At 67.4% G+C, this 19,582-nt stretch carries 22 protein-coding genes; 14 read left to right on the forward strand and 8 right to left on the reverse strand.

Annotated elements, in window-relative coordinates; translation table 11 throughout:
• Positions 1–29: 29 nt before the first annotated feature.
• Complete coding sequence (locus C7C57_RS06370) at positions 30–692, reverse strand: TetR/AcrR family transcriptional regulator (RefSeq protein WP_187977993.1); 663 nt, start codon at positions 690–692, stop codon at positions 30–32.
• Positions 693–784: 92 nt separating this feature from the next.
• Between C7C57_RS06370 and C7C57_RS06375 the strand changes: the two genes are divergently transcribed.
• From C7C57_RS06375 to C7C57_RS06395, 5 genes are all read left to right on the forward strand, one after another.
• Positions 785–2,041 carry an MFS transporter gene (locus C7C57_RS06375; RefSeq protein WP_187977994.1) on the forward strand — a complete coding sequence of 419 codons (1,257 nt, stop codon included), beginning with the start codon at positions 785–787 and terminating at the stop codon, positions 2,039–2,041.
• A 142-nt stretch (positions 2,042–2,183) separates the two neighbouring features.
• A complete protein-coding gene (locus tag C7C57_RS06380) occupies positions 2,184–3,305 on the forward strand; it encodes a magnesium and cobalt transport protein CorA (protein ID WP_187977995.1) in 1,122 nt (373 codons plus the stop codon).
• A gap of 143 nt (positions 3,306–3,448) precedes the next feature.
• Complete coding sequence (locus tag C7C57_RS06385) at positions 3,449–3,841, forward strand: multidrug efflux SMR transporter (RefSeq protein ID WP_187977996.1); 393 nt, start codon at positions 3,449–3,451, stop codon at positions 3,839–3,841.
• Complete coding sequence (locus tag C7C57_RS06390; protein WP_030148788.1) at positions 3,838–4,179, forward strand: multidrug efflux SMR transporter; 342 nt, start codon at positions 3,838–3,840, stop codon at positions 4,177–4,179. Before C7C57_RS06385 ends, C7C57_RS06390 begins: the two co-directional genes overlap by 4 nt.
• Positions 4,179–5,177, forward strand: coding sequence for a GlxA family transcriptional regulator (locus C7C57_RS06395; protein WP_187977997.1), 999 nt, complete (start codon positions 4,179–4,181; stop codon positions 5,175–5,177). The genes C7C57_RS06390 and C7C57_RS06395 overlap by 1 nt, the downstream gene beginning before the upstream one ends.
• 66 nt (positions 5,178–5,243) lie before the next feature.
• Here C7C57_RS06395 and C7C57_RS06400 read toward each other — a convergent pair whose 3' ends face one another.
• On the reverse strand, positions 5,244–6,629 hold the full coding sequence (locus C7C57_RS06400) for an MFS transporter (protein ID WP_187977998.1): 1,386 nt from the start codon (positions 6,627–6,629) through the stop codon (positions 5,244–5,246).
• Positions 6,626–7,093, reverse strand: coding sequence for a MarR family winged helix-turn-helix transcriptional regulator (locus tag C7C57_RS06405; protein WP_187977999.1), 468 nt, complete (start codon positions 7,091–7,093; stop codon positions 6,626–6,628). Before C7C57_RS06405 ends, C7C57_RS06400 begins: the two co-directional genes overlap by 4 nt.
• An 81-nt stretch (positions 7,094–7,174) precedes the next feature.
• Between C7C57_RS06405 and C7C57_RS06410 the strand changes: the two genes are divergently transcribed.
• Positions 7,175–7,783: a YbhB/YbcL family Raf kinase inhibitor-like protein gene (locus C7C57_RS06410; RefSeq protein WP_187978000.1), complete on the forward strand. Its 609-nt coding sequence runs from the start codon at positions 7,175–7,177 to the stop codon at positions 7,781–7,783.
• 9 nt (positions 7,784–7,792) lie between these two features.
• The gene (gene nadE / locus C7C57_RS06415) at positions 7,793–8,620 is read left to right on the forward strand and encodes an ammonia-dependent NAD(+) synthetase (RefSeq protein ID WP_187978001.1); all 828 of its coding nucleotides are present in this window, start codon (positions 7,793–7,795) and stop codon (positions 8,618–8,620) included.
• On the opposite strand, the gene C7C57_RS06420 is transcribed toward nadE, so the two are convergent.
• The 3 genes from C7C57_RS06420 to C7C57_RS06430 all read right to left on the reverse strand — a co-directional run bounded on the left by C7C57_RS06420 (position 8,617) and on the right by C7C57_RS06430 (position 12,445).
• Positions 8,617–11,310, reverse strand: a complete 2,694-nt coding sequence (locus C7C57_RS06420; protein ID WP_187978002.1) for a tetratricopeptide repeat protein — start codon at positions 11,308–11,310, stop codon at positions 8,617–8,619. The genes nadE and C7C57_RS06420 overlap by 4 nt on opposite strands.
• A 45-nt stretch (positions 11,311–11,355) precedes the next feature.
• Positions 11,356–12,033 (reverse strand): hypothetical protein, encoded by a 678-nt coding sequence (locus tag C7C57_RS06425; protein WP_187978003.1) that lies wholly within the window; start codon positions 12,031–12,033, stop codon positions 11,356–11,358.
• A gap of 175 nt (positions 12,034–12,208) precedes the next feature.
• The gene (locus tag C7C57_RS06430) at positions 12,209–12,445 is read right to left on the reverse strand and encodes a hypothetical protein (RefSeq protein WP_187978004.1); all 237 of its coding nucleotides are present in this window, start codon (positions 12,443–12,445) and stop codon (positions 12,209–12,211) included.
• Positions 12,446–12,612: 167 nt separating this feature from the next.
• Here C7C57_RS06430 and msrA point away from each other — a divergent pair, with 167 nt between their 5' ends.
• The 4 genes from msrA to C7C57_RS06450 all read left to right on the forward strand — a co-directional run bounded on the left by msrA (position 12,613) and on the right by C7C57_RS06450 (position 16,219).
• On the forward strand, positions 12,613–13,140 hold the full coding sequence (gene msrA / locus C7C57_RS06435) for a peptide-methionine (S)-S-oxide reductase MsrA (protein WP_030148796.1): 528 nt from the start codon (positions 12,613–12,615) through the stop codon (positions 13,138–13,140).
• 299 nt (positions 13,141–13,439) lie between these two features.
• A complete protein-coding gene (locus C7C57_RS06440) occupies positions 13,440–13,889 on the forward strand; it encodes a hypothetical protein (RefSeq protein ID WP_255505793.1) in 450 nt (149 codons plus the stop codon).
• Positions 13,890–13,992: 103 nt separating this feature from the next.
• Positions 13,993–15,675 carry an energy-dependent translational throttle protein EttA gene (gene ettA / locus C7C57_RS06445; protein ID WP_030148798.1) on the forward strand — a complete coding sequence of 561 codons (1,683 nt, stop codon included), beginning with the start codon at positions 13,993–13,995 and terminating at the stop codon, positions 15,673–15,675.
• A 73-nt stretch (positions 15,676–15,748) separates the two neighbouring features.
• The gene (locus tag C7C57_RS06450) at positions 15,749–16,219 is read left to right on the forward strand and encodes a thioesterase family protein (RefSeq protein ID WP_187978006.1); all 471 of its coding nucleotides are present in this window, start codon (positions 15,749–15,751) and stop codon (positions 16,217–16,219) included.
• A gap of 51 nt (positions 16,220–16,270) precedes the next feature.
• Here C7C57_RS06450 and C7C57_RS06455 read toward each other — a convergent pair whose 3' ends face one another.
• Positions 16,271–17,143, reverse strand: coding sequence for an acyl-CoA thioesterase II (locus tag C7C57_RS06455; RefSeq protein WP_187978007.1), 873 nt, complete (start codon positions 17,141–17,143; stop codon positions 16,271–16,273).
• A gap of 97 nt (positions 17,144–17,240) precedes the next feature.
• Here C7C57_RS06455 and C7C57_RS06460 point away from each other — a divergent pair, with 97 nt between their 5' ends.
• The 3 genes from C7C57_RS06460 to C7C57_RS06470 all read left to right on the forward strand — a co-directional run bounded on the left by C7C57_RS06460 (position 17,241) and on the right by C7C57_RS06470 (position 19,119).
• Complete coding sequence (locus tag C7C57_RS06460; protein ID WP_187978008.1) at positions 17,241–17,918, forward strand: hypothetical protein; 678 nt, start codon at positions 17,241–17,243, stop codon at positions 17,916–17,918.
• 92 nt (positions 17,919–18,010) lie between these two features.
• Positions 18,011–18,574, forward strand: a complete 564-nt coding sequence (locus tag C7C57_RS06465) for a GNAT family N-acetyltransferase (RefSeq protein ID WP_187978009.1) — start codon at positions 18,011–18,013, stop codon at positions 18,572–18,574.
• Positions 18,571–19,119, forward strand: coding sequence for a GNAT family N-acetyltransferase (locus C7C57_RS06470; protein WP_187978010.1), 549 nt, complete (start codon positions 18,571–18,573; stop codon positions 19,117–19,119). Before C7C57_RS06465 ends, C7C57_RS06470 begins: the two co-directional genes overlap by 4 nt.
• 2 nt (positions 19,120–19,121) lie before the next feature.
• Here the strand turns inward: C7C57_RS06470 and C7C57_RS06475 are convergent, their stop codons facing one another.
• Positions 19,122–19,538 (reverse strand): globin, encoded by a 417-nt coding sequence (locus tag C7C57_RS06475; protein WP_051701547.1) that lies wholly within the window; start codon positions 19,536–19,538, stop codon positions 19,122–19,124.
• Positions 19,539–19,582: the final 44 nt, after the last annotated feature.

The following is a 19,582-nucleotide window of genomic DNA, read 5'->3' on the forward strand; positions in this document are numbered from 1 at the left end:
TCGGTGCGCGCGGGGCCGTTTTTCTGCGCTTATGCCGCCCGGCACTGTGCCGCCAGCCCCGCGACCACCGCGAGTAGGCCGCGGCGGAAGAGGCGTTCGGAGGTGCCCATCGGGCCGCCGATGTAGGCGCGCACGCGCGGGAGGTTGTCGCGCTCGGCGGCGGCGAGGATCTTCTGCGCGAGCGGGGTGTCCGCCTCCAGGGTGCATTCGTGTTCCACCCGGGTGAGCAGGGCGCCGAGCACATAGTTCCAGAGCGCCCGGTAGGTGTTGAGGGCGTCCATCGGGGTGGCTCCCAGCTCCTCGGCGGCGGCGATGAATTCCTCGGCGAACCACAGCGCGCCGGTGCCGGTGCTGCCGCCGCGACGCAGGATATCGACGATCCACGGGCGGGTCACCAGCACCGCGTACATCCCGTGTCCGATCGCCAACATCCGATCCTGCGGGGTGCCGTGGGTCGGGGTGCGCGGAATGTCCTCAGAGAAGCGATCGAGGACCGCACTCAGCACCCCCTCCTTATCGCCCAGGTGTCGATAGATGGCCGCCAGCGTGGTGCCCGATCCGCTCGCCAACCGGCGCATCGTCAGGCCCTCGATTCCGCCGTTCATCAGCATCAGGCCCGCGGTATCGAGGACTCGGTTGCGGTTGAATTCGACCGGACGACCGGGCCGGCGCGGGAGAGGAAAGTCGGGCATGCTGTCCAATCGGTTAATAACGAGAACGCCGTTGCGAAACTGTGTGCCGCGGACCTAGCGTACCCAGCAGAACACAAAATGGAAAGGCACCCATGCAGCCCCAGGTTTCGGACACCCCGTCCACCGCAACGAAGCCTCAGATCCCGCTGGTTCTGAGCGCAGTTTTCCTGGTCTACCTCGGCCAGATGACCCTCAACCCGATCATCGCCCCGCTCTCACGCGAGGTGGGGCTGGCCGAATGGCAGGTGGGGGTGATGATCAGCCTGGCCGCGGTCTGCGTGGTCCTCAGCAGCCAGTTCTGGGGGCGCGCCTCGCTCTCCCGCGGGCGCAAACCCGTTCTCGTAGCGGCCATGGGCACCGCGGTGGGTGCGATGGCGCTCTTCGCCCTCCTCGCCCAGCTGGGGATGCAGGGGACCCTGCGCGGAACCGCGCTGTTTATCCTGCTCCTGATCACCCGCGGGCTGCTGTTTGGGCTGGCCATCGCCGCGGTTCCGCCCACCGCCCAGGCCTATATTGCCGATGTAACCACCACCACCGAATCCCGGGTACGCGGCATGGCCGGGGTCGGCGCGGTGCAGGGCCTGGCGATGATCGGCGGTGCGGTGGTGGGCGGCGCGTTGGCGAGCTTTGGGCTGATGGTTCCGCTGCTGTGTGTGCCGGTGATGATCGGGATCGGTCTGATCGCGGTGATGCTGTTCCTGCGCCGCGAACAGCGTCACGAGCTGATCGAAAACCCGCCGAGGGTGAGTCCCTGGGATCCGCGTGCCTGGCCGTTCCTGCTGGCCGGATTCGGGCTGTTCACGGGTCTGGGGTTTGTGCAGATCATCACCGGCTTCATCGTCCAGGATCGCTTCTCCCTGAGTGCGGGGGCCGCCGCCGGGATCACCGGGGCCGCGCTGCTGGCCGCCGGGGCGGGGATGGTCATCGCACAGGCGATCCTGGTGCCCCGGCTGGGATGGCGTCCGGGCACGCTGCTGCGCGTGGGCGCGGCCGTGTCCCTCGCCGGATTCCTGGTCCTGATCCCCAACGCCGGAATCCCGCCGCTGGTGATCGCGCTGTTCCTGATCGGCCTGGGCCTCGGGCTGGCAATGCCCGGCTACACCGCGGGCCCCTCGCTGCTGATGAGTGCCGAGGAACAGGGAGGCATCGCCGGACTGATCGCCGCCAATAACGCCCTCACCTTTGTCCTGACCCCCACCCTGGCGACCCTGTTCTACACGTGGTGGCCGCCGCTCCCGCTGATTGTCAGTGCCCTGGTGTGCAGCGCCGTGCTGGTGTTTGTGCTTGTCCACCCGAGGTTCCGCCTCGGAGTGGAGGGCGGGCAGATCGCCCAAACACCAAACGCCTAGCGCCTGACGCCCAGCGCCCGGTTCCTCACGGTGGGGACCCGGGCGCTGGGACGCGGCCTCGGGCGTTGCTGCGTCTCGGCGGAGAACCACGACACTAAGCTGGACGGAGCCCCAAAACCACTGCCCAGACGAGGAAAAGCGGATGCCCAAACGCGATCATGACGAGCCCGTACGGCGCCGAAACCCGCTCTTTCACCGTCGGGAGCCGGCCGCGCCGTCCCCATCGGCGAGCGGTGGATCCACCCTGCGCACCCGGTATGTGATTGACGGGAGCCTGCGTCCCTCGCCCGAAAACGTCTCGGTGGCCGAGGCACTGGAATTCGCCGATGCGGCACCCAATCGGATCGCACTGAGTCTGTTTCCCGCGCCCACACCCGAGGACGTGGACGAGCTGGCGGCCGCCTGGGACCTGCATCCGCTCCTGGTCGAGGATCTCCAGCACGCCAAGCAGCGTCCCAAGCTGGAGCGCTACGGGAACGTCCTGTTTATGGTGCTGCGCTCGGCCCGCTATGACGATGCCGCCGAGGACGTGGACTTCTCCGAGTTCCACGTGCTGGTGCGCCCGCACGCGATCGCCGTGCTCTGCCAGGATCGACGCTGGATCGACGGCACCGACGAGGCGACCATCGCCGGGGATCCCTCCGACATCGCCGACCGAGGTGGGCGCACCCTGCTGGATGACCAGCACCTGCTTAACCTCGGTCCCGAGGCCGTGGCCTACCGCCTGCTTGATGCCATCGTGGACGGGTATACGCCGGTGCTGCGTGGCCTGCTGATCGATAAGGAGCAGATCGAACGCCAGGTGTTCAGCGGCGACCCGGCCGTGGCCGAACGCATCTATCGGCTGAGCCAGGAGGTCATCGACCTGCAGCACACCACCTCCTCGATGGCGGATGTGCTGGTGGCACTGCGCCAGGGATTCGACCGCTATGAGGTCCCCGGTCCGCTCCAGGCCTACCTCCAGGACGTGTCCGATCATCTCGCCCACGCCAGCACCCGGGTGTCCGAGCTGCGCGACGCGCTGTCGCAGATCCTCAGCGTCAACTCGACCCTGGTGGCCCAGCGGCAAAATGAGGACATGAAAAAGATCTCGGGCTGGGCGGCGATCCTGTTTGCCCCCACACTGATCGGCGCGATCTACGGGATGAACTTTGACCATATGCCCGAGCTGCACTGGGCGTTTGGATACCCGCTGGCGCTGGGATCGATGGTGGCGTTTGGCCTGGCGCTGTACGGGGTATTCAAGTACAAAAAGTGGATGTAGCGCCGCCCCAGATGACGCACACGCGGCGGTGGCGTGAATCTTTCGTATCGTGACACGCGTGCCAATTGTGAGGGCGCGGGAGGTACGGTGAACTAGGGATGTTCGGCATGTGGCCGAACGCCTATTCACGGAGTCACACACATATGAAAACCTGGCTGTTGCTTCTGGCCGCAATCTTGACCGAGGTCACCGCCTCGGTCAGCCTCAAAGCCGCTCAAACGCATCCGATCTGGTACCCGCTCGTGGTCCTCGGATACGTCGCGTCCTTCTATCTTCTGTCCCGCGTGCTGCGCCTCGGCCTGGGCCTCGGGGTGGCCTATGGCATCTGGGGGGCCACCGGCGTCGCGCTGACGGCGCTCGCCTCCGTGCTGTTCTTCGGCGAACCGCTGACCCCGCTGATGATCGGCGGGCTGATCCTGATCATCGCCGGGGTGCTGGTGGTGGAGCTGGGATCCCAGCGCGCCCACGGTGCCGCAGAGCGGGCCGCCGCTGCCGTCACAACCTCCGCCGAGGCACCCACCGAGGCCCCCGCATGATCGCCGCGATCCTGCTGGCGCTCGCCGTGGGCAGCGAGGTGGCGGCCACCGCGTCGCTGCGCGCGGCCGTGGACGGCAGTCGCCGCTGGTACATCCTGACCGTCGGCGGCTACCTGGCCGCCTTCTCCCTGTTTGCCGGTTCGCTGAGCTCGGGTATGCCGCTCGGGGTGGGCTACGGGATCTGGGCCGCCAGCGGTGTGGCCATTACCGCGGTGCTCGCCAAGTACCTCTTCAAGGAGCCGCTGACCGCGCTGATGTCGCTGGGCATTTTGCTGATTATCGGCGGCGTGGTCCTGGTCGAGGTGGGCTCGGCCACCGCCCACGCGGCGCTCGGTTGATGCGCACTCCCGAGATCCTCACCCCCGAACCCGGCACCGCCACCGCACCCCACCGGGTTGCGGTGGCGGTGCCGCCGGGCGTGGCGCTGTTTGACCTGGCGATCCCCGACGAGGTGTTTGGCGAGGTGCGGGTGGGGGGACAGGCACCGTACCTGGTGACCGCCTATGCCTTTGGGAACGAGGCGGGGGTCGAGGTGGCGGGCGGACTCTTCCTGCCCGGCCGGGGGAGCATCGCGGACTTCGAGAACTCGGACACGCTGGTTATCCCCGCCGGAGAAAACCTCGAGGAACCACCACCGGCGGCCCTGATCGAGGCCATTCGGCGCGCCCATGCTCGCGGCGCGCGGATTGTGGGACTCTGCACCGGCGCGTTCACCCTGGCCGCGGCCGGACTCCTGGACGATCAGACCGCCACCACGCACTGGCGCTACGCCGATGCGCTGGGCGAGCGGTATCCGCGGGTGAGTGTGGACCCGGCGGTGCTCTACACGTTCCACGATCGCGTCTTCACCTCGGCGGGAACGGCCGCCGCGATCGACCTGTGTATCGAAATTGTGCGCCGCGATCACGGCGGCACGGTGGCCAATGAGCTGGCCCGGACGCTGGTGATGAACCCGCATCGGGCGGCCGATCAGGCACAGTTTGTGCCGATCCCGGTCCCCGAATGCAGCGATGAGAGCCTCTGGCCGGTGATCGAATGGGCGCGCACCAACCTGGACCGCCGCATCGGCGTGGGCGACCTCGCCGATCGCGCCCACGTGAGTGTGCGCACCCTGATTCGTCGCTTCGACCGCGAGTACGCGTTGACCCCCAGCCACTGGCTGCGATTGGAGCGTGTGCGTCGTGCCCAGCAGCTGCTCGAGGAGACCGATCTGGGGATCGATGAGGTGGCCCGGCAGAGCGGATTCGGCACGGCGACCAGCCTGCGTCAGGCCTTTGCCGAGCGACTGCACACCTCCCCGGCCGCCTATCGCGGCGCGTTCAGGTCGCGCGTCTAAACGCGCCTGCCTCGCCCAGCCGCGAGGCAGCCGCGAGGCAGGCGTGACGGGCCGGGTGTGCCGCGGCTACTTCTTGGGGGAGCGCAGCGATCGATCCAGGATCGTGAGGACCAGCGCGCTGGCGGTCAACCCGGCCACGATCCATCCGATGGTGTTGAGCCCCGCATCGCTCGGGGCCTGCCCGTAGACGATCCCGATGATACTTGAGGCGACAATCGCGCCCAGCTGAACCGACGTCCGGGAGAGCCCGGCGGCCACACCAATCTGTCCCGCCGGTGCCTGGCGGTAGAGCGCCGCCTGGTTGGAAATCGAGGCGAGACCCTGCGGCAGGCCAAACACCGCGAGCACCACCAGGATGTAGATGGTGGGATCACTCGAGGAAATACTGGAGAGCAGCAGCCCACCCACCATCGGTGCGGCGGCGGCAATGATCAGCGGGCCCCGGATGCGCTTGGCGCGGGCCACCAGAACCGAGCAGATGCCCGCAACAATCGCGGTGGGGATCTGATAGAGCCCCGCGGTGGAGGGTGCCAGGCCCACATCCGTCTGCAGCCACTGGCTCATCGCGTACACCACCAGGTAGGAGCCGGTGAACACCAACATCAGGCGCAGGTAGGTCCGAGCCAGCGGGCCGTTGTGGACCAGCATGCGCACGTCGATAAAGGGAACCTGCGCGCGGTACTCCCACCAGATCAGCGTGCCCAGCGCCACCGCAGCGATCGGCAGGAGCCAGTAGAGTCCCGAGCTGAGATCCAGCAGGAACATCAGCAATGCGACCACGGTGATGGCAAACAGCAGCAGTCCCGGTGGGTCAATCGCCTTCCAGGCCGATACCGTGCGGGCACCGCGTACCCGGGTTTTGTCGCCGGGGAGCCACAGCCAGGCCAGCACAAACGCGATCAGCGCGAGCGGGATGTTCACCAGGAAGATCGACTGCCACCCGAACGCGTGGATGAGCACCCCGCCGAGCACCGGCCCGATCGAGGAGGTCACCAGGCTGGAGATCGACAGCCCCGAGAGCAGCACCTGCGGGGTGGGTTTGTCGAGTCGGGCCGACTGATCGGAGATCAGCGTCATCGCCGACGGATACGCGGCCGAGGTGCCCAGCCCGAGCAGCAGCCGGGCCAGCAGCACGCCACCGAAGGTGGGCAGCAGGGTCGGGATGATGCCCGCGGCCGCGACGATCGCCAGTCCGGTGAGGTACACCCGGCGCGGCCCGAACGTGTCGGCCAGCTTACCCATCGCCGGCTGGCTCACGGCGCTCACCAGGTAGAGCCCGGCAACCAGCCAGATCACCGTGGCCGCCGAGACGTTCACGGCGTGGGCGATCGGGGTCAGGGCGACCGCGATCATGGTGGTGTTAATCGGGTTGAGGGCGGGGCCGATCAGAATCGGAATCGCAAATTTGGGGCCAAACCCGATGGTTTCGGCCCGGGTGATGACCGCGCTCATTTGCGATCAAGACCAAAGGCGACCCGCTCCATCAGCTCGACGCCGGCGCGCAGGGTTCGGCGTTCCTCGGCGCTCAGATCGGTATCCATGAGCAGGGCCAGATCGCGATCGCGTACCCGGTTGACGGTGTCCAGGACGCGCTGCCCGGCGTCGGTCAGCCGGATCAGGTCGCGGCGGCCGTCGGTGGGATCGGGGGCCTTGTCAACCAGCTCGCGGGTCACCAGGTCGCCCACCACGCTGCCCATGGACTGGGGACGCATCTGCTCGCGCCGGGCCAGGTCGGCGATGCTCAGCGGGCCGTGCCGGAAGAGCAGGCTCAGGACCGCCTCGTGCGTGCGTCCCAGGTCCTCGACCGTTTCGATTCGGCGCAGGGTGCGGCGCAGCCGATCCACGTTGAGCCGGAACCGCTGGGCGGTTTCCAGGGACTGCGGGTCGGGATCGGGGATGTTCATCGCGGGGGACATGGTTTCAGCGTAGGCTTCGACAGGCAATCTTGCAAGTTTACCTGTCGAGTTGTACGTTGGGGATATCTAAGGAGACCCCACATGACCCCGTTCTTGCCCGGTTCACTGCTGCGCGGCGTGCGCGCATCCGAATCTCGAAGCATCATCCACGATCCCGCACTGCGCACCCCCAACACGTTCACGCTGACCAGTTCCGCGTTCCTCGACGGCGGGCGCATTCCCCGGCGCCATGCCGGGACCGGGGTGGGGGATAACGTGTCACCCGCGCTGTCCTGGCACGGCGCACCCCGGGATACGGTCGCCTATCTGCTGATCGTTGAGGACACGGATGTGCCGCTGCCTCGCCCGCTGATCCATTCGCTCACGATTCTTGACCTCCCGCGCGAGGCCCTGGTGGAGGGAGCACTGGCCCGGGACGCCCACGATATCCACTCGGTCCCGGCGGGTTTTGGACGACGCGGATATGCGGGCCCTCGTCCGCTGCCCGGACACGGTGAACACCGGTACGGATTCCACCTCTTTGCCTTGGATGCTGCCCTTGATCCCACGTGCCTCCCGGATTCGCGCCGTGCGCTGCTGCGACAGGTTAGCGGGCACGTGGGTGCCGCCGCGCACCTCTACGGGGTTGCCAGCCACGAGGATTTCACGCCACGAAACATTGATGACCGTGGCGGGCCCAACCGGGGGTAGATTAGAAACATGAGTGAGCTACAGCAACAGATCATCTCCGAACTCGGGGTTCGGCCCACAATCGATCCGGCCGAAGAAATCACCCGCCGGGTGGATTTCCTAGCCAACTACCTGCGCAGCACCAAGGCTCGTGGCCTCGTGCTCGGCATCAGCGGCGGTCAGGACTCCTCCCTCGCCGGACGTCTGTCCCAGCTGGCCGTGGAGAAGCTGCGGGCCGAGGGCGGGGACGCTCGTTTCACCGCGATGCGCCTGCCCTACGGGGTGCAGCACGATGAGGATGACGCGCAGCTCGCGCTGGAGTTCATCCGCCCGGACCGCTCGGTGATTCTGAACATTCGCGCGGGAGTGGACGGCGTGGCCGAGGCCTTCCGCGAGGGCACCGAGGAGCCCCTCTCCGACTTCAACAAGGGCAATATCAAGGCGCGCGTGCGCATGATCGCCCAGTACGCCGTGGGCGGGGCCGATGGGTACCTGGTGGTGGGCACCGACCACGCGGCCGAGGCCATCACCGGTTTCTATACCAAGTTTGGTGACGGCGGGGCCGACGTGCTGCCGCTCTCGGGCCTGAGCAAGCGTCAGGGTGCCGCCCTGCTGCGCGAGCTGGACGCCCCGGCTCGCCTGTACGAAAAGGCCCCCACGGCCGACCTCCTGGACGAGGTCCCCGGCCAGACCGACGAGTCCAGTCTCGGCGTGCGCTATGCGGAGATTGACGACTACCTGGAGGGACACGAGGTGGATGCCGATGTGGCCGCCGCCCTCGAGGCCCGCTTCCTGCTGACCCGCCATAAGCGGGCCCTTCCGGTCACCCCGGATGACACCTGGTGGGTGGCCGGCTAGGTTCCGGAACCCACATCCCCGACAGCCTCCGCGAGTACGCTCGCGGGGGCTGTTGTCATCCCCGCATCGGACGCCAGGTTCCCCCACGGGAACAGGGCAACCAGCACCAGCACGGCCAGCAGCACCGCCAGAATGAGCACGCCGAACACCCGTCGCAGCACGGGCTTGAGCGCCTCGGCATGCTTGGCCTGGGCCCGCCGGGTATCGCGATCATCAAATCCGAGCTCGCGCTGCATGAGCGGCACCAGCGGCTTGAACGCGCGGCTGGCGGCCCAGTATCGTTTGCGGGCGAGCAGGGCCTCGGCCACATCGCTGCGCGAATCCAGGGTGTCGCGATGGGTGGGACCGAGCACACGCGCGCGGTCCCGTGCCACCTCGCGATAGATCGTCTCGGCCTCCTCGTGCCGGCCGAGAATCGTTAACCGTCGGCCGAGGCGGGAGCGCAGCCCCAGGGCCTCGGCGGAATCCGGGGCGAAGGCACCGGCCCGATCGATGGCCGCCCGCTGCTCGATCATGCTCTGCTCGATGTCCCCGTTTTGGAACAGGCCCTGGGCGAGTCTGCCCTGCAGCAGCGAGTATCCGAGCGGGTCGGCCTCGGGATCCAGGTAGGGCAGGAGCTCGCGATACTCGGCGATCGCTTCGGCGGGGGACCCGATCCGGAACACCGCGTCGGCGACCCCACGCCTGGCCTGAAGGGTTTCGGGATGGGTGGGTCCGGCGGCCTCACTAAACGTGTCGGCCGCCCGCCGGAAGGCCACCAGGGCGTCGGCAAATCGGCGCTGATCGGCCAGCAGGATGGCCCGGCGCAGCGATACTCGGGCCCCCGAGAGGCCCGCCGAATCCGAACCCAGCGCGTCCAGCGAGTCCGCGAGGACCGCGGCCGAGGCCTCGGTGTTGCCGCGGGCACGCTCGACATCGGCCAGGCTGTCCACGGTGTCCAGGGTGCGGGGATCGTCGGCCCCGAAGACCCGGGTGCGGTCGGCCAGGAGCTCGCGATAGCGTCGCGCCGCATCCTCCAACTGGCCGGCGCGGAACGCCGTCCAGGCGCGGGCGCTGCGCGAGGAGAGGGTCTCGGCGCTGTCGGGTCCCAGGGTCTGGGTGCGGGCCTCGATCAGGCGATCAAACTCGGCGATAGCGCGATCGTAGTCGCCCAGGTGTTCGTGCTCCCGGGCCAGATTGTGTCGGGTGGTGAGAATGTCCGGATCCGCATCGGCCGTGCGTTGGCGGCGGGCCTCATCGGTCACCTCGATGTCGGCCATCTGGCTGCGCAGCAGATGGATCCACTCGTTGCGGGCACTCTCATGCTGGTCCAGCTCGCAGGCGATCAGCGCCAGATTTCCCAGCACCCGTCGATGTGCCGGGGTGTTTTCGGCCAGGGCCTGGGCGCGCAGCGGTTCCAGCAGGCGTCGCGCCTCGACGTAGCGATCCGCGCGGATATAGGCCACGGCCAGGTCATTCTGGCTGGCGGGATCCTCGGGGGAGATCAGCTCGCGCAGGATCGCGATGGCCTCCTCGTCCCGGCCCACATCGGTCAGGGTCATGGCCAGGCGACGGCGCACCACGTCGCGAGAGTCGGGGGAGATCTCGGGGATATCAAGCGCGGCCTGGAACGTGGCGATGGCCTCGTCGGTGGCCCCGATGGTGCGCAGGGTGAAGGCGATGCGGTCGCGATTTTCGAGAATGTCGTCGGGGGTTCCGGACTGGGAGATGAGATCGTCCAGGAGCCGATACTGCTCGAGGGCCTGGGGGTGACGCAGGGTGTCGATCAGGCGGGCGGCCCAGCGCTGCCGCATCAGGATCACGGCCTCATCGTCGGCGGCCGCTTCGGTGGCGAGGCGCTCGATCGAGGAGGTGAAGACCTCATCGAGCGTGCTTTCGGGCAGGGCACCCTCCTGCTCGCCGCGTTCGGTGATCACGATGCGACGCCGCAGGATCGTGCCCAGCAGGTCCGGCTGCGGGGTGTCGCGCAGATCATCCAGCAGGTCCGTATAGGCGATCTCGGCATCCGAATAGCGGCCCAGCATTCCCAGCAGGAATGCCACGTCCTCCCGGACATCCAGGGTGGTTACCGCCCGCGGTCCATCGGCCTGTTCGAGCGCGATCAGCGCCGCCCGGTAGGCATCCAGGGCGGCCTCGTAGTCGCCGGTGGTGCTGGCAATCCCCGCCACGATCCGGTGCGAACGCACGGTGTCCGGGTTGAGCGGACCCAGGGCGGCGAGACGTCGATCACGCAGATCACGAGCCATGTCCAGGGCCTGCGGATAGCGGTTGAGATCGGCGGTGAGTCGCACCCGAATCTCGCGCACCCGAAACGCCTCGACGGCGTCCTCGCCGGCCACCCGCTCGATGTCGGTCAGCAGGTGGGTGCTCTCGGCCAGTGCCGAGTCCTGATCGCCCGAGAAGGCGGTGGCCAGCACCCATTCGACCCGGGCACCCAGAGCCTCGGCGGAGTCGGAACCGTTCAGCACGCTCCACTGGCGCGAAACCTGGGCCCAGAGATCGGCGGCCTCGCCGTCCCGATCGATCATGTAGAGCAGCGCGGCCTTGGCGGCGAGGGCGCGGGTGGCCTCGGCCGACCCGGCCTCGCCGAGCGAGGCGGTCGCGATGTGTTCATCAAGAATCTCGAGTGCGCGACCGGTTCCCTCGGTGCGCAGCAGGTGAAGGAGTTCTTCTCGAGAATCAAAACTCATCGGAGGCCTTTCGCGGGGATGTGCGCCTAGCCTACTCCGAGCGGGTTAGAGCGGGTGCGGGGTGTTGCGCTCGGGGTCGGCACCGGCGGCGCGTGCCGAGGGGTCGATGGCCGCGACATCATCGATCAGCTGCTGGGTTCGGGTGTCGGCACCGAGGGCGGCACCCTCGGAAACCGGCGGGGTGGCGACCCAGGCATCGGAGGCGGGAGAGACGCGCGGGCTCTCGGTCACGTCGGTACGCCAGCGCAGCAGGTCCTCCTCGAAGACCTTCTTGGCGCGACGCGGCTTGTTCTGCCACTCGATCAGGCGATCGCGGAACTCGGCCACCACCGGGTCCAGCTGGAATCCGAATGCGGAGGAGTTGCGCTTAAGCTCGGCCAGCTGGTGCGCGGACCAGTTGGCGGCCAGGGCCGAACCGTAGACCGGGAGCAGGCGCAGGGTGATGTCGGCCTGACCGACGGCGCGGTCGGCGAGGACCTGCTCCTGCGGGGTGAGCGAGGCCCAGACGGCGGCCTCGGTGGAGGCGTCCACCAGGGCCGCGATGGCCGCGGTCTTCGCGTCACGGTCGCGGCGATTAATCAGCGCACGGATGGCTCCGCGCACGATCAGGCCGGAGACAATCACCGACACCAGAATGGAGACCGCGGTGACGGCGGCGGAGAACAGGGTCGGGTGGGCTGCGTCCGAGCCAACCCAGGAGATAAAGTCGTGCCAGGTGTCCATAGTTCGCACCCTACCCGCGATCTCGCCGCCCGGGCCGTGCCGAGGCGGCCGTGTCGCGAAATTTTGCGGGAATTTCCCACCCAGGCACGTTTCGGAGCCCGATCAGCAGGTGCGGCTGCTCACCCGCTGCCTCGTGCGGGTAGGTCGAGGCGCGCGACTCGTGACGCGTGGACTGCTAGGCGCAGCGCAGGCAGTCGACCGCGTCATCCGCGGACCAGAACTCACCCAGCGGGGTGAACGAGCCGGCGAGGGTGCTGAAGCGCTTGGCCACAAACACCTCGCCCTCGGGGGTGTCCCGGGCTTCAAGATGGCCCACGATGCGGTCATCGCGCGCGATGACGCGCCACAGGGCGGGGCGTACCGGGTGCAGGCGCAGGCCACCGTGGGTCTGGATGAGCGTCGGAGTTGTCATGACCATCACGGTACGGAAGGCCTCCGACATTGTGGACACGCCCGAGGAGTTCCGGCGAATCCGGTGAAAGGCCGTGAATGCATGACGCCTGGAATGCGTGGGCCCCGGTGCGGGTTATAGTCGCAGAGGATACGTGCCCGCGGGCGCGCAGGGAAAGGACTGAAATCATGACCACAAGTTTTGTTTTGGCCGGCGGATGCTTCTGGTGTCTGGACGCGGTCTATCGCACCCTGGATGGCGTCAGCGAGGTTGTATCCGGATACACCGGTGGCACCACCCCCAACCCCAGCTACGAGGCCGTCTGCACCGGGCACACCGGCCACGCCGAGGTGGTTCGGGTGGTGTTTGACGAGAGCGTGATCCCGGCCGACATCATCCTGGACGCCTTCTTCACCCTGCACGACCCGCGTCAGCTCAACCGCCAGGGCAACGATGTGGGTACCCAGTACCGCTCGGCGATGTTCTACACCGATGAGGCCCAGCGCGAGCTATTCGAGGCCGCTCGGGAACGGGCGGAGGACATTTGGGACGGCGAGGTCGTGACCGAGATTTCGCCGCTGGGCGAGTTCTTCGATGCCGAGGACTACCACCAGGACTTCTTTGCCAAGAACCCCGGACAGGGATACTGCCTGGCCGTGGCCGTACCCAAGGTGAACAAGGTGCGTCGCCGCTTCGCCGAGTACATCGTCGCCTAGCGACCCCTCGGGGTTATCCCCAGGCGCGGCCACGAGTGGGGTTATCCCCAACCGTGGCTGCGCCGTGGTTTTTCGCCCCGCCCCCGTCAAGACTGAAGACGGTTGCTCCCGCGGGGCTCCCCATCCATCCGGCACACACCTGGTTCCGCGGGAGCAACCGAACGCACCGTAGCGGCCGCGTCCACCCGCGTCCTCATGGTTCTTGCGTACAATCGGAGGCACGCGTGCCGGGACACTGCCCGGCGGGTGGTGAGGATTTCCAAGAGAGAGATGGTGGCCCCGTGAATATGACCCGGAGTTTGCGTGTTGGAGTAGTTCTGGCAGCCGCACTCGCCCTGGCCGGATGTACAGCATCCCCGAGCCTCAAGCCCTCTTCGACCGCGAGTGCCTCGGCGAGCGACGCCCCGGCGGTGCCCGCCGAGCTCAAGCCCGATGGATCCGCCGAGGAGAACCTGCCCTTCTTTGATCAGGTGAACCGCGCCACCGTGTCCGCCAAGCCCGAGGCCGTGGGGAAGGACCTGATCGATGGTCTGGTCGCCGCCGGGTTTGATAAGACGGCGATGCAGGTGTCCGAGGATAAAACCACGCTGGGTCGCCCGGTGGATGCGATCGAATTCTCGGTGCTCTGGAAGGACCAGTGCCTGGTGGGCCAGTTCGGCCCCACGGTGGATGGATACCATTCCACGGTCCAGCCCAAGCTGGACAATGGTGGATGCCTGATCGGAAAGACCCGCGCCATCGACTGGTAGGTGGCCGATTTCTCACCGGTCGGTGAGGAAGTGAGGAATGCTCGGCGGCCCGCCGTCGTTTCGGGCTGACGCGGGCGGCGATCACCACTAGACTGGTGTCGATATGGCTGAATACATTTACTCGATGGTCCGCGCCCGCAAGGCGGTTGGCGACAAGGTTATTCTCGACGACGTCACCATGGCGTTCCTCCCCGGAGCGAAGATTGGTGTGGTTGGTCCGAACGGTGCCGGTAAGTCCACGATCCTGAAGATCATGGCGGGCCTCGACACCCCCAGCAACGGTGACGCAAAGCTCACCCCCGGTTTCACCGTGGGCATCCTCATGCAGGAGCCCGAACTGGATGAGACCAAGACCGTGCTGCAGAACGTGCAGGACGGCCTCGGCGAGATCAAGGTTCAGGTAGACCGCTTCAACGCGATCTCCGCCGAGATGGCCGAGCCCGACGCCGACTTCGACGCGCTGCTGGAGGAGATGGGCAAGCTGCAGGAGGCCATCGACGCCGCCGACGCCTGGGACCTCGACTCCCAGCTGGAGCAGGCCATGGACGCCCTGCGCTGCCCGCCCGGCGACGCCGAGATCTCCAACCTCTCCGGTGGTGAGAAGCGCCGCGTTGCGCTCTGCAAGCTCCTGCTGCAGAAGCCCGACCTGCTGCTGCTGGATGAGCCCACCAACCACCTGGACGCCGAGAGCGTGCTGTGGCTTGAGCAGCACCTGTCCAAGTACCCCGGTGCGGTCATGGCCGTGACCCACGACCGCTACTTCCTCGACCACGTGGCCGGCTGGATCTGTGAGGTCGACCGCGGTCGCCTCTACCCCTACGAGGGCAACTACTCGACCTACCTGGAGAAGAAGGCCGAGCGTCTGCAGGTCCAGGGCAAGAAGGACGCCAAGCTCGCCAAGCGCCTGACCGAGGAGCTCGAGTGGGTGCGCTCCAACGCCAAGGGTCGTCAGACCAAGTCGAAGGCTCGTCTGGCTCGCTACGAGGAGATGGCGGCCGAGGCCGAGCGGACCCGGAAGTTGGACTTCGAGGAGATCCAGATCCCCGCGGGTCCGCGCCTGGGCTCGGTTGTGCTGGAGGCCAAGAACCTGAACAAGGGCTTCGGCGACCGCACCCTGATCGACAATCTGAGCTTCTCGCTGCCGCGTAACGGCATCGTGGGCATCATCGGCCCCAACGGTGTGGGTAAGACCACCCTGTTCAAGACCATCGTGGGCATCGAGCCGCTGGATGGCGGCGAGCTCAAGGTTGGCGAGACCGTCAAGCTGAGCTACGTTGACCAGTCCCGTGGCGGCATCGACCCGGAGAAGACCCTGTGGGAGGTTGTGTCCGACGGGCTCGACTACATCCAGGTGGGCAACGTCGAGATCCCCTCGCGTGCCTACGTCTCGACCTTCGGATTCAAGGGTCCGGACCAGCAGAAGAAGGCAGGGGTGCTCTCCGGTGGTGAGCGCAACCGTCTGAACCTGGCGCTGACCCTGAAGCAGGGGGGAAACCTCCTGCTGCTCGATGAGCCCACCAACGACCTCGACGTGGAAACCCTCTCCAGCCTCGAGAACGCGCTGCTGGAGTTCCCCGGTTGCGCCGTGGTCATCACCCACGACCGGTGGTTCCTGGACCGCATCGCGACCCACATTCTCGCGTATGAGGGCACCGAGGAGAACCCGGCTTCCTGGTACTGGTTCGAGGGTAACTTCGAATCCTACGAGGAGAACAAGATCGAGCGCCTCGGCCCCGACGCCGCGAAGCCCTCGCGTGCCTCGTACCGCAAGCTCACCCGCGACTAGCTGATTCTCGGCGGTCTGCGGCGGGGAAACCCGCCCAGGCCGCCGTTTTTCATTCCCCGATGGAGGTTCTGTTTTGAAGATTGATGTGCCGCTGCCCCTGCGTTGGTCAGACCTGGACGCCTATAACCACGTCAATAACGTGGAGTTTTTCCGCCTGCTGGAGGAGGCCCGCGTGCGGGTGTTCTGGACCCGGCAGCCCGGGGAATCCGATCTGCCCGCCGACCTGGCGGTCATCTCGGCCGAGGCCGGGTCGGGCATCATGACGCTGATCGGGTCGCAGCGAATCGAGTATCTGGCACCGCTGTCCTACCGTCAGAAGCCCATCATCATCCGCCTGTGGATCGCGCGTCTGGGTGGTGCCTCGATGGAGGTGCACTACGAGGTGCGGGACGGTGCCGCCGAGGACGCCACGGTGTTTGCGATCGCCTCGACCACGATGGTGCTGGTGGACGCCGCCTCGGGCCGCCCGATGCGGGTCCCCGCCGAACAGCGGGACGCGTGGACACCGCTGCTGGAGGATCCGGTGGTCTTCCGCGAACGCTAGCCACAACCGGAAACGGCCCCGATCAGTCGGGGCCGTTTCTGCGTGTGACGCTTAGTCGCGCGCGTCGGGAACCCGAACCATGCCCTCCTGGGCGATGCTGGCGACGAGGTTTCCGGCGCGGTCAAAAATCTTGCCGCGGGACAGGCCGCGGCCGCCGCGAGCCGAAATCGACTCCTGGACGTACAGCAGCCACTCGTCGGCGCGGGCCGGACGGTGCCACCACATCGCGTGGTCGAGGCTGGCAATCTTCAGCCCCGGGGTGACCCAGGGGATCCCGTGGGCGCGCAGGATCGGCTCCAGGATCGTGTAGTCGCTGGCATAGGCGATGGCGGCGCGGTGCAGCAGGTCGTTATCCGGCATGTCTCCCAGGACGCGCATCCAGACGGCCTGGTGCGGGGTCTTTTCGGGCACCTGGAAGTAGATGGGGGTGGGGATGTGCCGGATGTCGAAGGCGCGTCCGGTGGCCCACTGCTTGGCGACCGGGTTGTCGATGCCGGCGAGCATATCGGCGGCGCTGGGCAACGACTCGGGGTCGGGGATGCCGACGGGCATCTCATCCTGATGTTCGAGGCCCGGATCCTCGTCCTGGAAGGAGGCGATCATCGAGAAGATCGGGCGTCCATCCTGATAGGCCTGGGTGCGCCGGGTGCTGAAGGATCGACCGTCGTGGATGCGGTCCACCGAGAAGGTGATCGGCAGATCGACGTTGCCGGGCCGCAGGAAGTAGCCGTGCATCGAGTGCACAAACCGGTCATCCGCCACGGTGCGGGCGGCGGCCACCACCGACTGCGCGAGTACCTGTCCACCAAAGACGCGTCCGCCGGGGGCCCACTCCGAGGGTCCGGTGAAAATGTCCTCGCTGGTTCGGGCGCCGGTATCGGTCAGATCCAGCGCGTGCAGCAGCGATTCGAGAGGGGCAGACATAGAACTCCTTGTTGGTGAAACCTACGGGCTCTAGTTTAGGCCGCCTCGCGACGGCGGGTTGGGAATGCCGGGGCGTCCCGGATAGTTTAGAGGTGTGATGGATACCTCCTTTACCCTGGCCGATTCCGAGACCCGATCCGATCTGAGCGTGTTTGTGCAACGCGCCGGACGCGTGGATCGGGAGGCCGTGCGCCTGGTGGGTGCCGGGGGAGTGCTCGCGGTATCCAGCCCGGTTCTGGTCCCGCGGGGCATCCTGTCCAGCGGACCCACCATCCTCGGGCTGCGCACGTTTGCGCTGGCCGAGGACGCCTCCTTTGATACCGTGGTGGCCCCCGCCTCGGTCCTGGAACGGCTGGCCCGGCTCGATGCGCTGGGGACCGCCCTGCACGAGGTGCGCCTGCCCCCCGCCGAGGTGCGTGCCTCCTGGTCGGGGATCGCCGCGCCGCGTGGGGGATGGGAGCGTACCGGGAGCGTGAGCGCGGGGGTGCTCCGGGCCGGTGCCCGCGCCGGAGTCACCGAAATCGCCGCCGCGCTGCCCGCCAATGCCGGGGATCCGATCGTGGCCGGGGTACGCATGGGGGTCTGGGGACGCGACCTTGAGGACGCGCCGGGGCTGCCCGGCGGGGTCGCCTTTGCCGCCGATGCGCTGGGTTTCCTGGGGCCCGATGACGCCGAGGAACTCGCGATCTTCACCTCCGGATCCTGGACCCGAATTACCAGCCTGCGCGGGCACGTCCTGGTGCGTCGCTCGGGCGGCGGTCTGCTGGTGAACTAGTGCCGTCCTCGGCGGCCCAGTGCCGTGACGAATCCGCGCTCCATATCCGCCCGAGCCTTGCTCGTCGCCGAGCCTGCTCGGATAATAGGGTGATGGACCTTCCCCTGCCGCCCAGCGCCCCGACGATTCCGATTCGCGAGGACCTGCGGCTTCGCCCGTGGCGAGTCGGCGATGAGGACGTGATTACGGCCGAGTGCCAGGATCCCGAGGTTCAGCGGTGGACCACGATCCCCACCCCCTACACGCGAGAAAATGCCGAGTTTTTCCTGGAGATCACCGCGAGCGACTGGGCCTCGGGTGCCGGCGGTTCGCTGGCGCTGGTGGATCCTCGGGAGGACGTGCCGTTTGGCTCCTTCGGATTCGTGAGCATCCGCGCCGACCATCGAGCCGCCGAGATCGGGTACTGGCTCGGGGCGGGACGACGCGGCCACGGCTATGCGACCGCCGCGGTGATCGCGCTCAGCGAGTATGCGCTGGGCCTGGTGGGGCTTGACGAGGTGTTTCTGCGCATCGATCCGCTCAACCTGGCCTCGGCAGCGGTGGCTCGCCGCGCCGGCTTTGAACTCACCGAGACCGCGGTGGCCGACGCCCGGACCTCCGAGCCGATGGACACCTATTCCCTGTTCGCCGCACGTCTGCGTCCGGAATCCGCGTGACGAGCGCGGGGTTCCCCACGGCCGCGCCCACCCTTGTTGTCGGCGGTGGCCTGGTGCTGCGTCCGTGGCTCGGCACCGATGTGGAGGCGGTCTGTGAGGCGTGCCAGGATCCGGAGATTCAGCGCTGGACTCCCGCTCCCACCCCGTATACTCGGGCAGATGCGGAGCGGGTAGTAGGGCGTTCGATCGCCTCCTGGGACGCGGGCCGCGGAGGCTATCTCGCCCTGGTGGACTCCGTCGAGGACCGGGCGAGCGGATGGTTTGGGATTGTCGATCTGGATGCGGATGCCCGCAGCGCCGAACTGGGCTACTGGCTTGCCGCGCCGCTGCGTGGTCGCGGCATCGCTAGCCGTGCGCTCGACACCCTCGTTGAGTATTCGTTTGAGGTGGGCGGTCTGGACTCGGTCTACCTGCGGATCGACCCGGCAAACGAACCCTCGGCCGCGCTGGCTCGCCGATCCGGGTTCATTCGCACCGCGAGCAGGGTGGTCGGGGCCCGCTCACCCGAGCCGCTGGACACCTATACCCGCCTGGCGGAGGACTAGCCCTACTCCTCGAACGTGTTGACCATCGCGGTGGCCGCGCGGGAGAGGTAGTCCCAGAGGATCGCGTCATCGGCGGGGGAGAGGTTCATCTTGTCGACCCCGGCGCGCATGTGGACCAGCCAGCGGTCGCGGGCGGCGGGGTTGACCTTGAATGCGTTGTGGCGCATGCGCAGGCGGGGGTGTCCGCGCCGCTCGGAGTAGGTGGTGGGTCCGCCCCAGTACTGCTCCAGGAACATCAGCATGCGCTCGGTGGCCGGCCCCAGATCTTCCTCGGGGTACATCGGGCGCAGGATCGGATCGTCGGCGATGCCACGATAGAACTCGTTCACCAGGATCTCGAAGGCCGGACGGCCGCCGAAGCGCTCGTAGTCGGTGCGACCGAGCAGGTTCTTGGGATACTGGCCCTCGGGGGTGGACATAACGCTCCTTCTCAATCCTCCGGCTCACGTTCGGCCGGGCACCG

The organism is Mycetocola sp. JXN-3, from assembly GCF_014522285.1.
GTDB classification, from domain to species: Bacteria; Actinomycetota; Actinomycetes; order Actinomycetales; family Microbacteriaceae; genus Mycetocola; species Mycetocola saprophilus.

Coding starts and splice junctions, on each gene's coding strand:
- C7C57_RS06375 (WP_187977994.1), top strand. CDS start 785: ATGCAGCCCCAGGTTTCGGACACCCCGTCCACCGCAACGAAGCCTCAG.
- C7C57_RS06430 (WP_187978004.1), bottom strand. CDS start 12,445: ATGACAACTCCGACGCTCATCCAGACCCACGGTGGCCTGCGCCTGCAC.
- C7C57_RS06465 (WP_187978009.1), top strand. CDS start 18,011: ATGGACCTTCCCCTGCCGCCCAGCGCCCCGACGATTCCGATTCGCGAG.
- msrA (WP_030148796.1), top strand. CDS start 12,613: ATGACCACAAGTTTTGTTTTGGCCGGCGGATGCTTCTGGTGTCTGGAC.
- C7C57_RS06475 (WP_051701547.1), bottom strand. CDS start 19,538: ATGTCCACCCCCGAGGGCCAGTATCCCAAGAACCTGCTCGGTCGCACC.
- C7C57_RS06380 (WP_187977995.1), top strand. CDS start 2,184: ATGCCCAAACGCGATCATGACGAGCCCGTACGGCGCCGAAACCCGCTC.
- C7C57_RS06395 (WP_187977997.1), top strand. CDS start 4,179: ATGCGCACTCCCGAGATCCTCACCCCCGAACCCGGCACCGCCACCGCA.
- C7C57_RS06405 (WP_187977999.1), bottom strand. CDS start 7,093: ATGTCCCCCGCGATGAACATCCCCGATCCCGACCCGCAGTCCCTGGAA.
- C7C57_RS06410 (WP_187978000.1), top strand. CDS start 7,175: ATGACCCCGTTCTTGCCCGGTTCACTGCTGCGCGGCGTGCGCGCATCC.
- ettA (WP_030148798.1), top strand. CDS start 13,993: ATGGCTGAATACATTTACTCGATGGTCCGCGCCCGCAAGGCGGTTGGC.
- C7C57_RS06370 (WP_187977993.1), bottom strand. CDS start 692: ATGCCCGACTTTCCTCTCCCGCGCCGGCCCGGTCGTCCGGTCGAATTC.
- C7C57_RS06390 (WP_030148788.1), top strand. CDS start 3,838: ATGATCGCCGCGATCCTGCTGGCGCTCGCCGTGGGCAGCGAGGTGGCG.
- C7C57_RS06460 (WP_187978008.1), top strand. CDS start 17,241: ATGGATACCTCCTTTACCCTGGCCGATTCCGAGACCCGATCCGATCTG.
- C7C57_RS06455 (WP_187978007.1), bottom strand. CDS start 17,143: ATGTCTGCCCCTCTCGAATCGCTGCTGCACGCGCTGGATCTGACCGAT.
- C7C57_RS06385 (WP_187977996.1), top strand. CDS start 3,449: ATGAAAACCTGGCTGTTGCTTCTGGCCGCAATCTTGACCGAGGTCACC.
- C7C57_RS06400 (WP_187977998.1), bottom strand. CDS start 6,629: ATGAGCGCGGTCATCACCCGGGCCGAAACCATCGGGTTTGGCCCCAAA.
- C7C57_RS06420 (WP_187978002.1), bottom strand. CDS start 11,310: ATGAGTTTTGATTCTCGAGAAGAACTCCTTCACCTGCTGCGCACCGAG.
- C7C57_RS06425 (WP_187978003.1), bottom strand. CDS start 12,033: ATGGACACCTGGCACGACTTTATCTCCTGGGTTGGCTCGGACGCAGCC.
- nadE (WP_187978001.1), top strand. CDS start 7,793: ATGAGTGAGCTACAGCAACAGATCATCTCCGAACTCGGGGTTCGGCCC.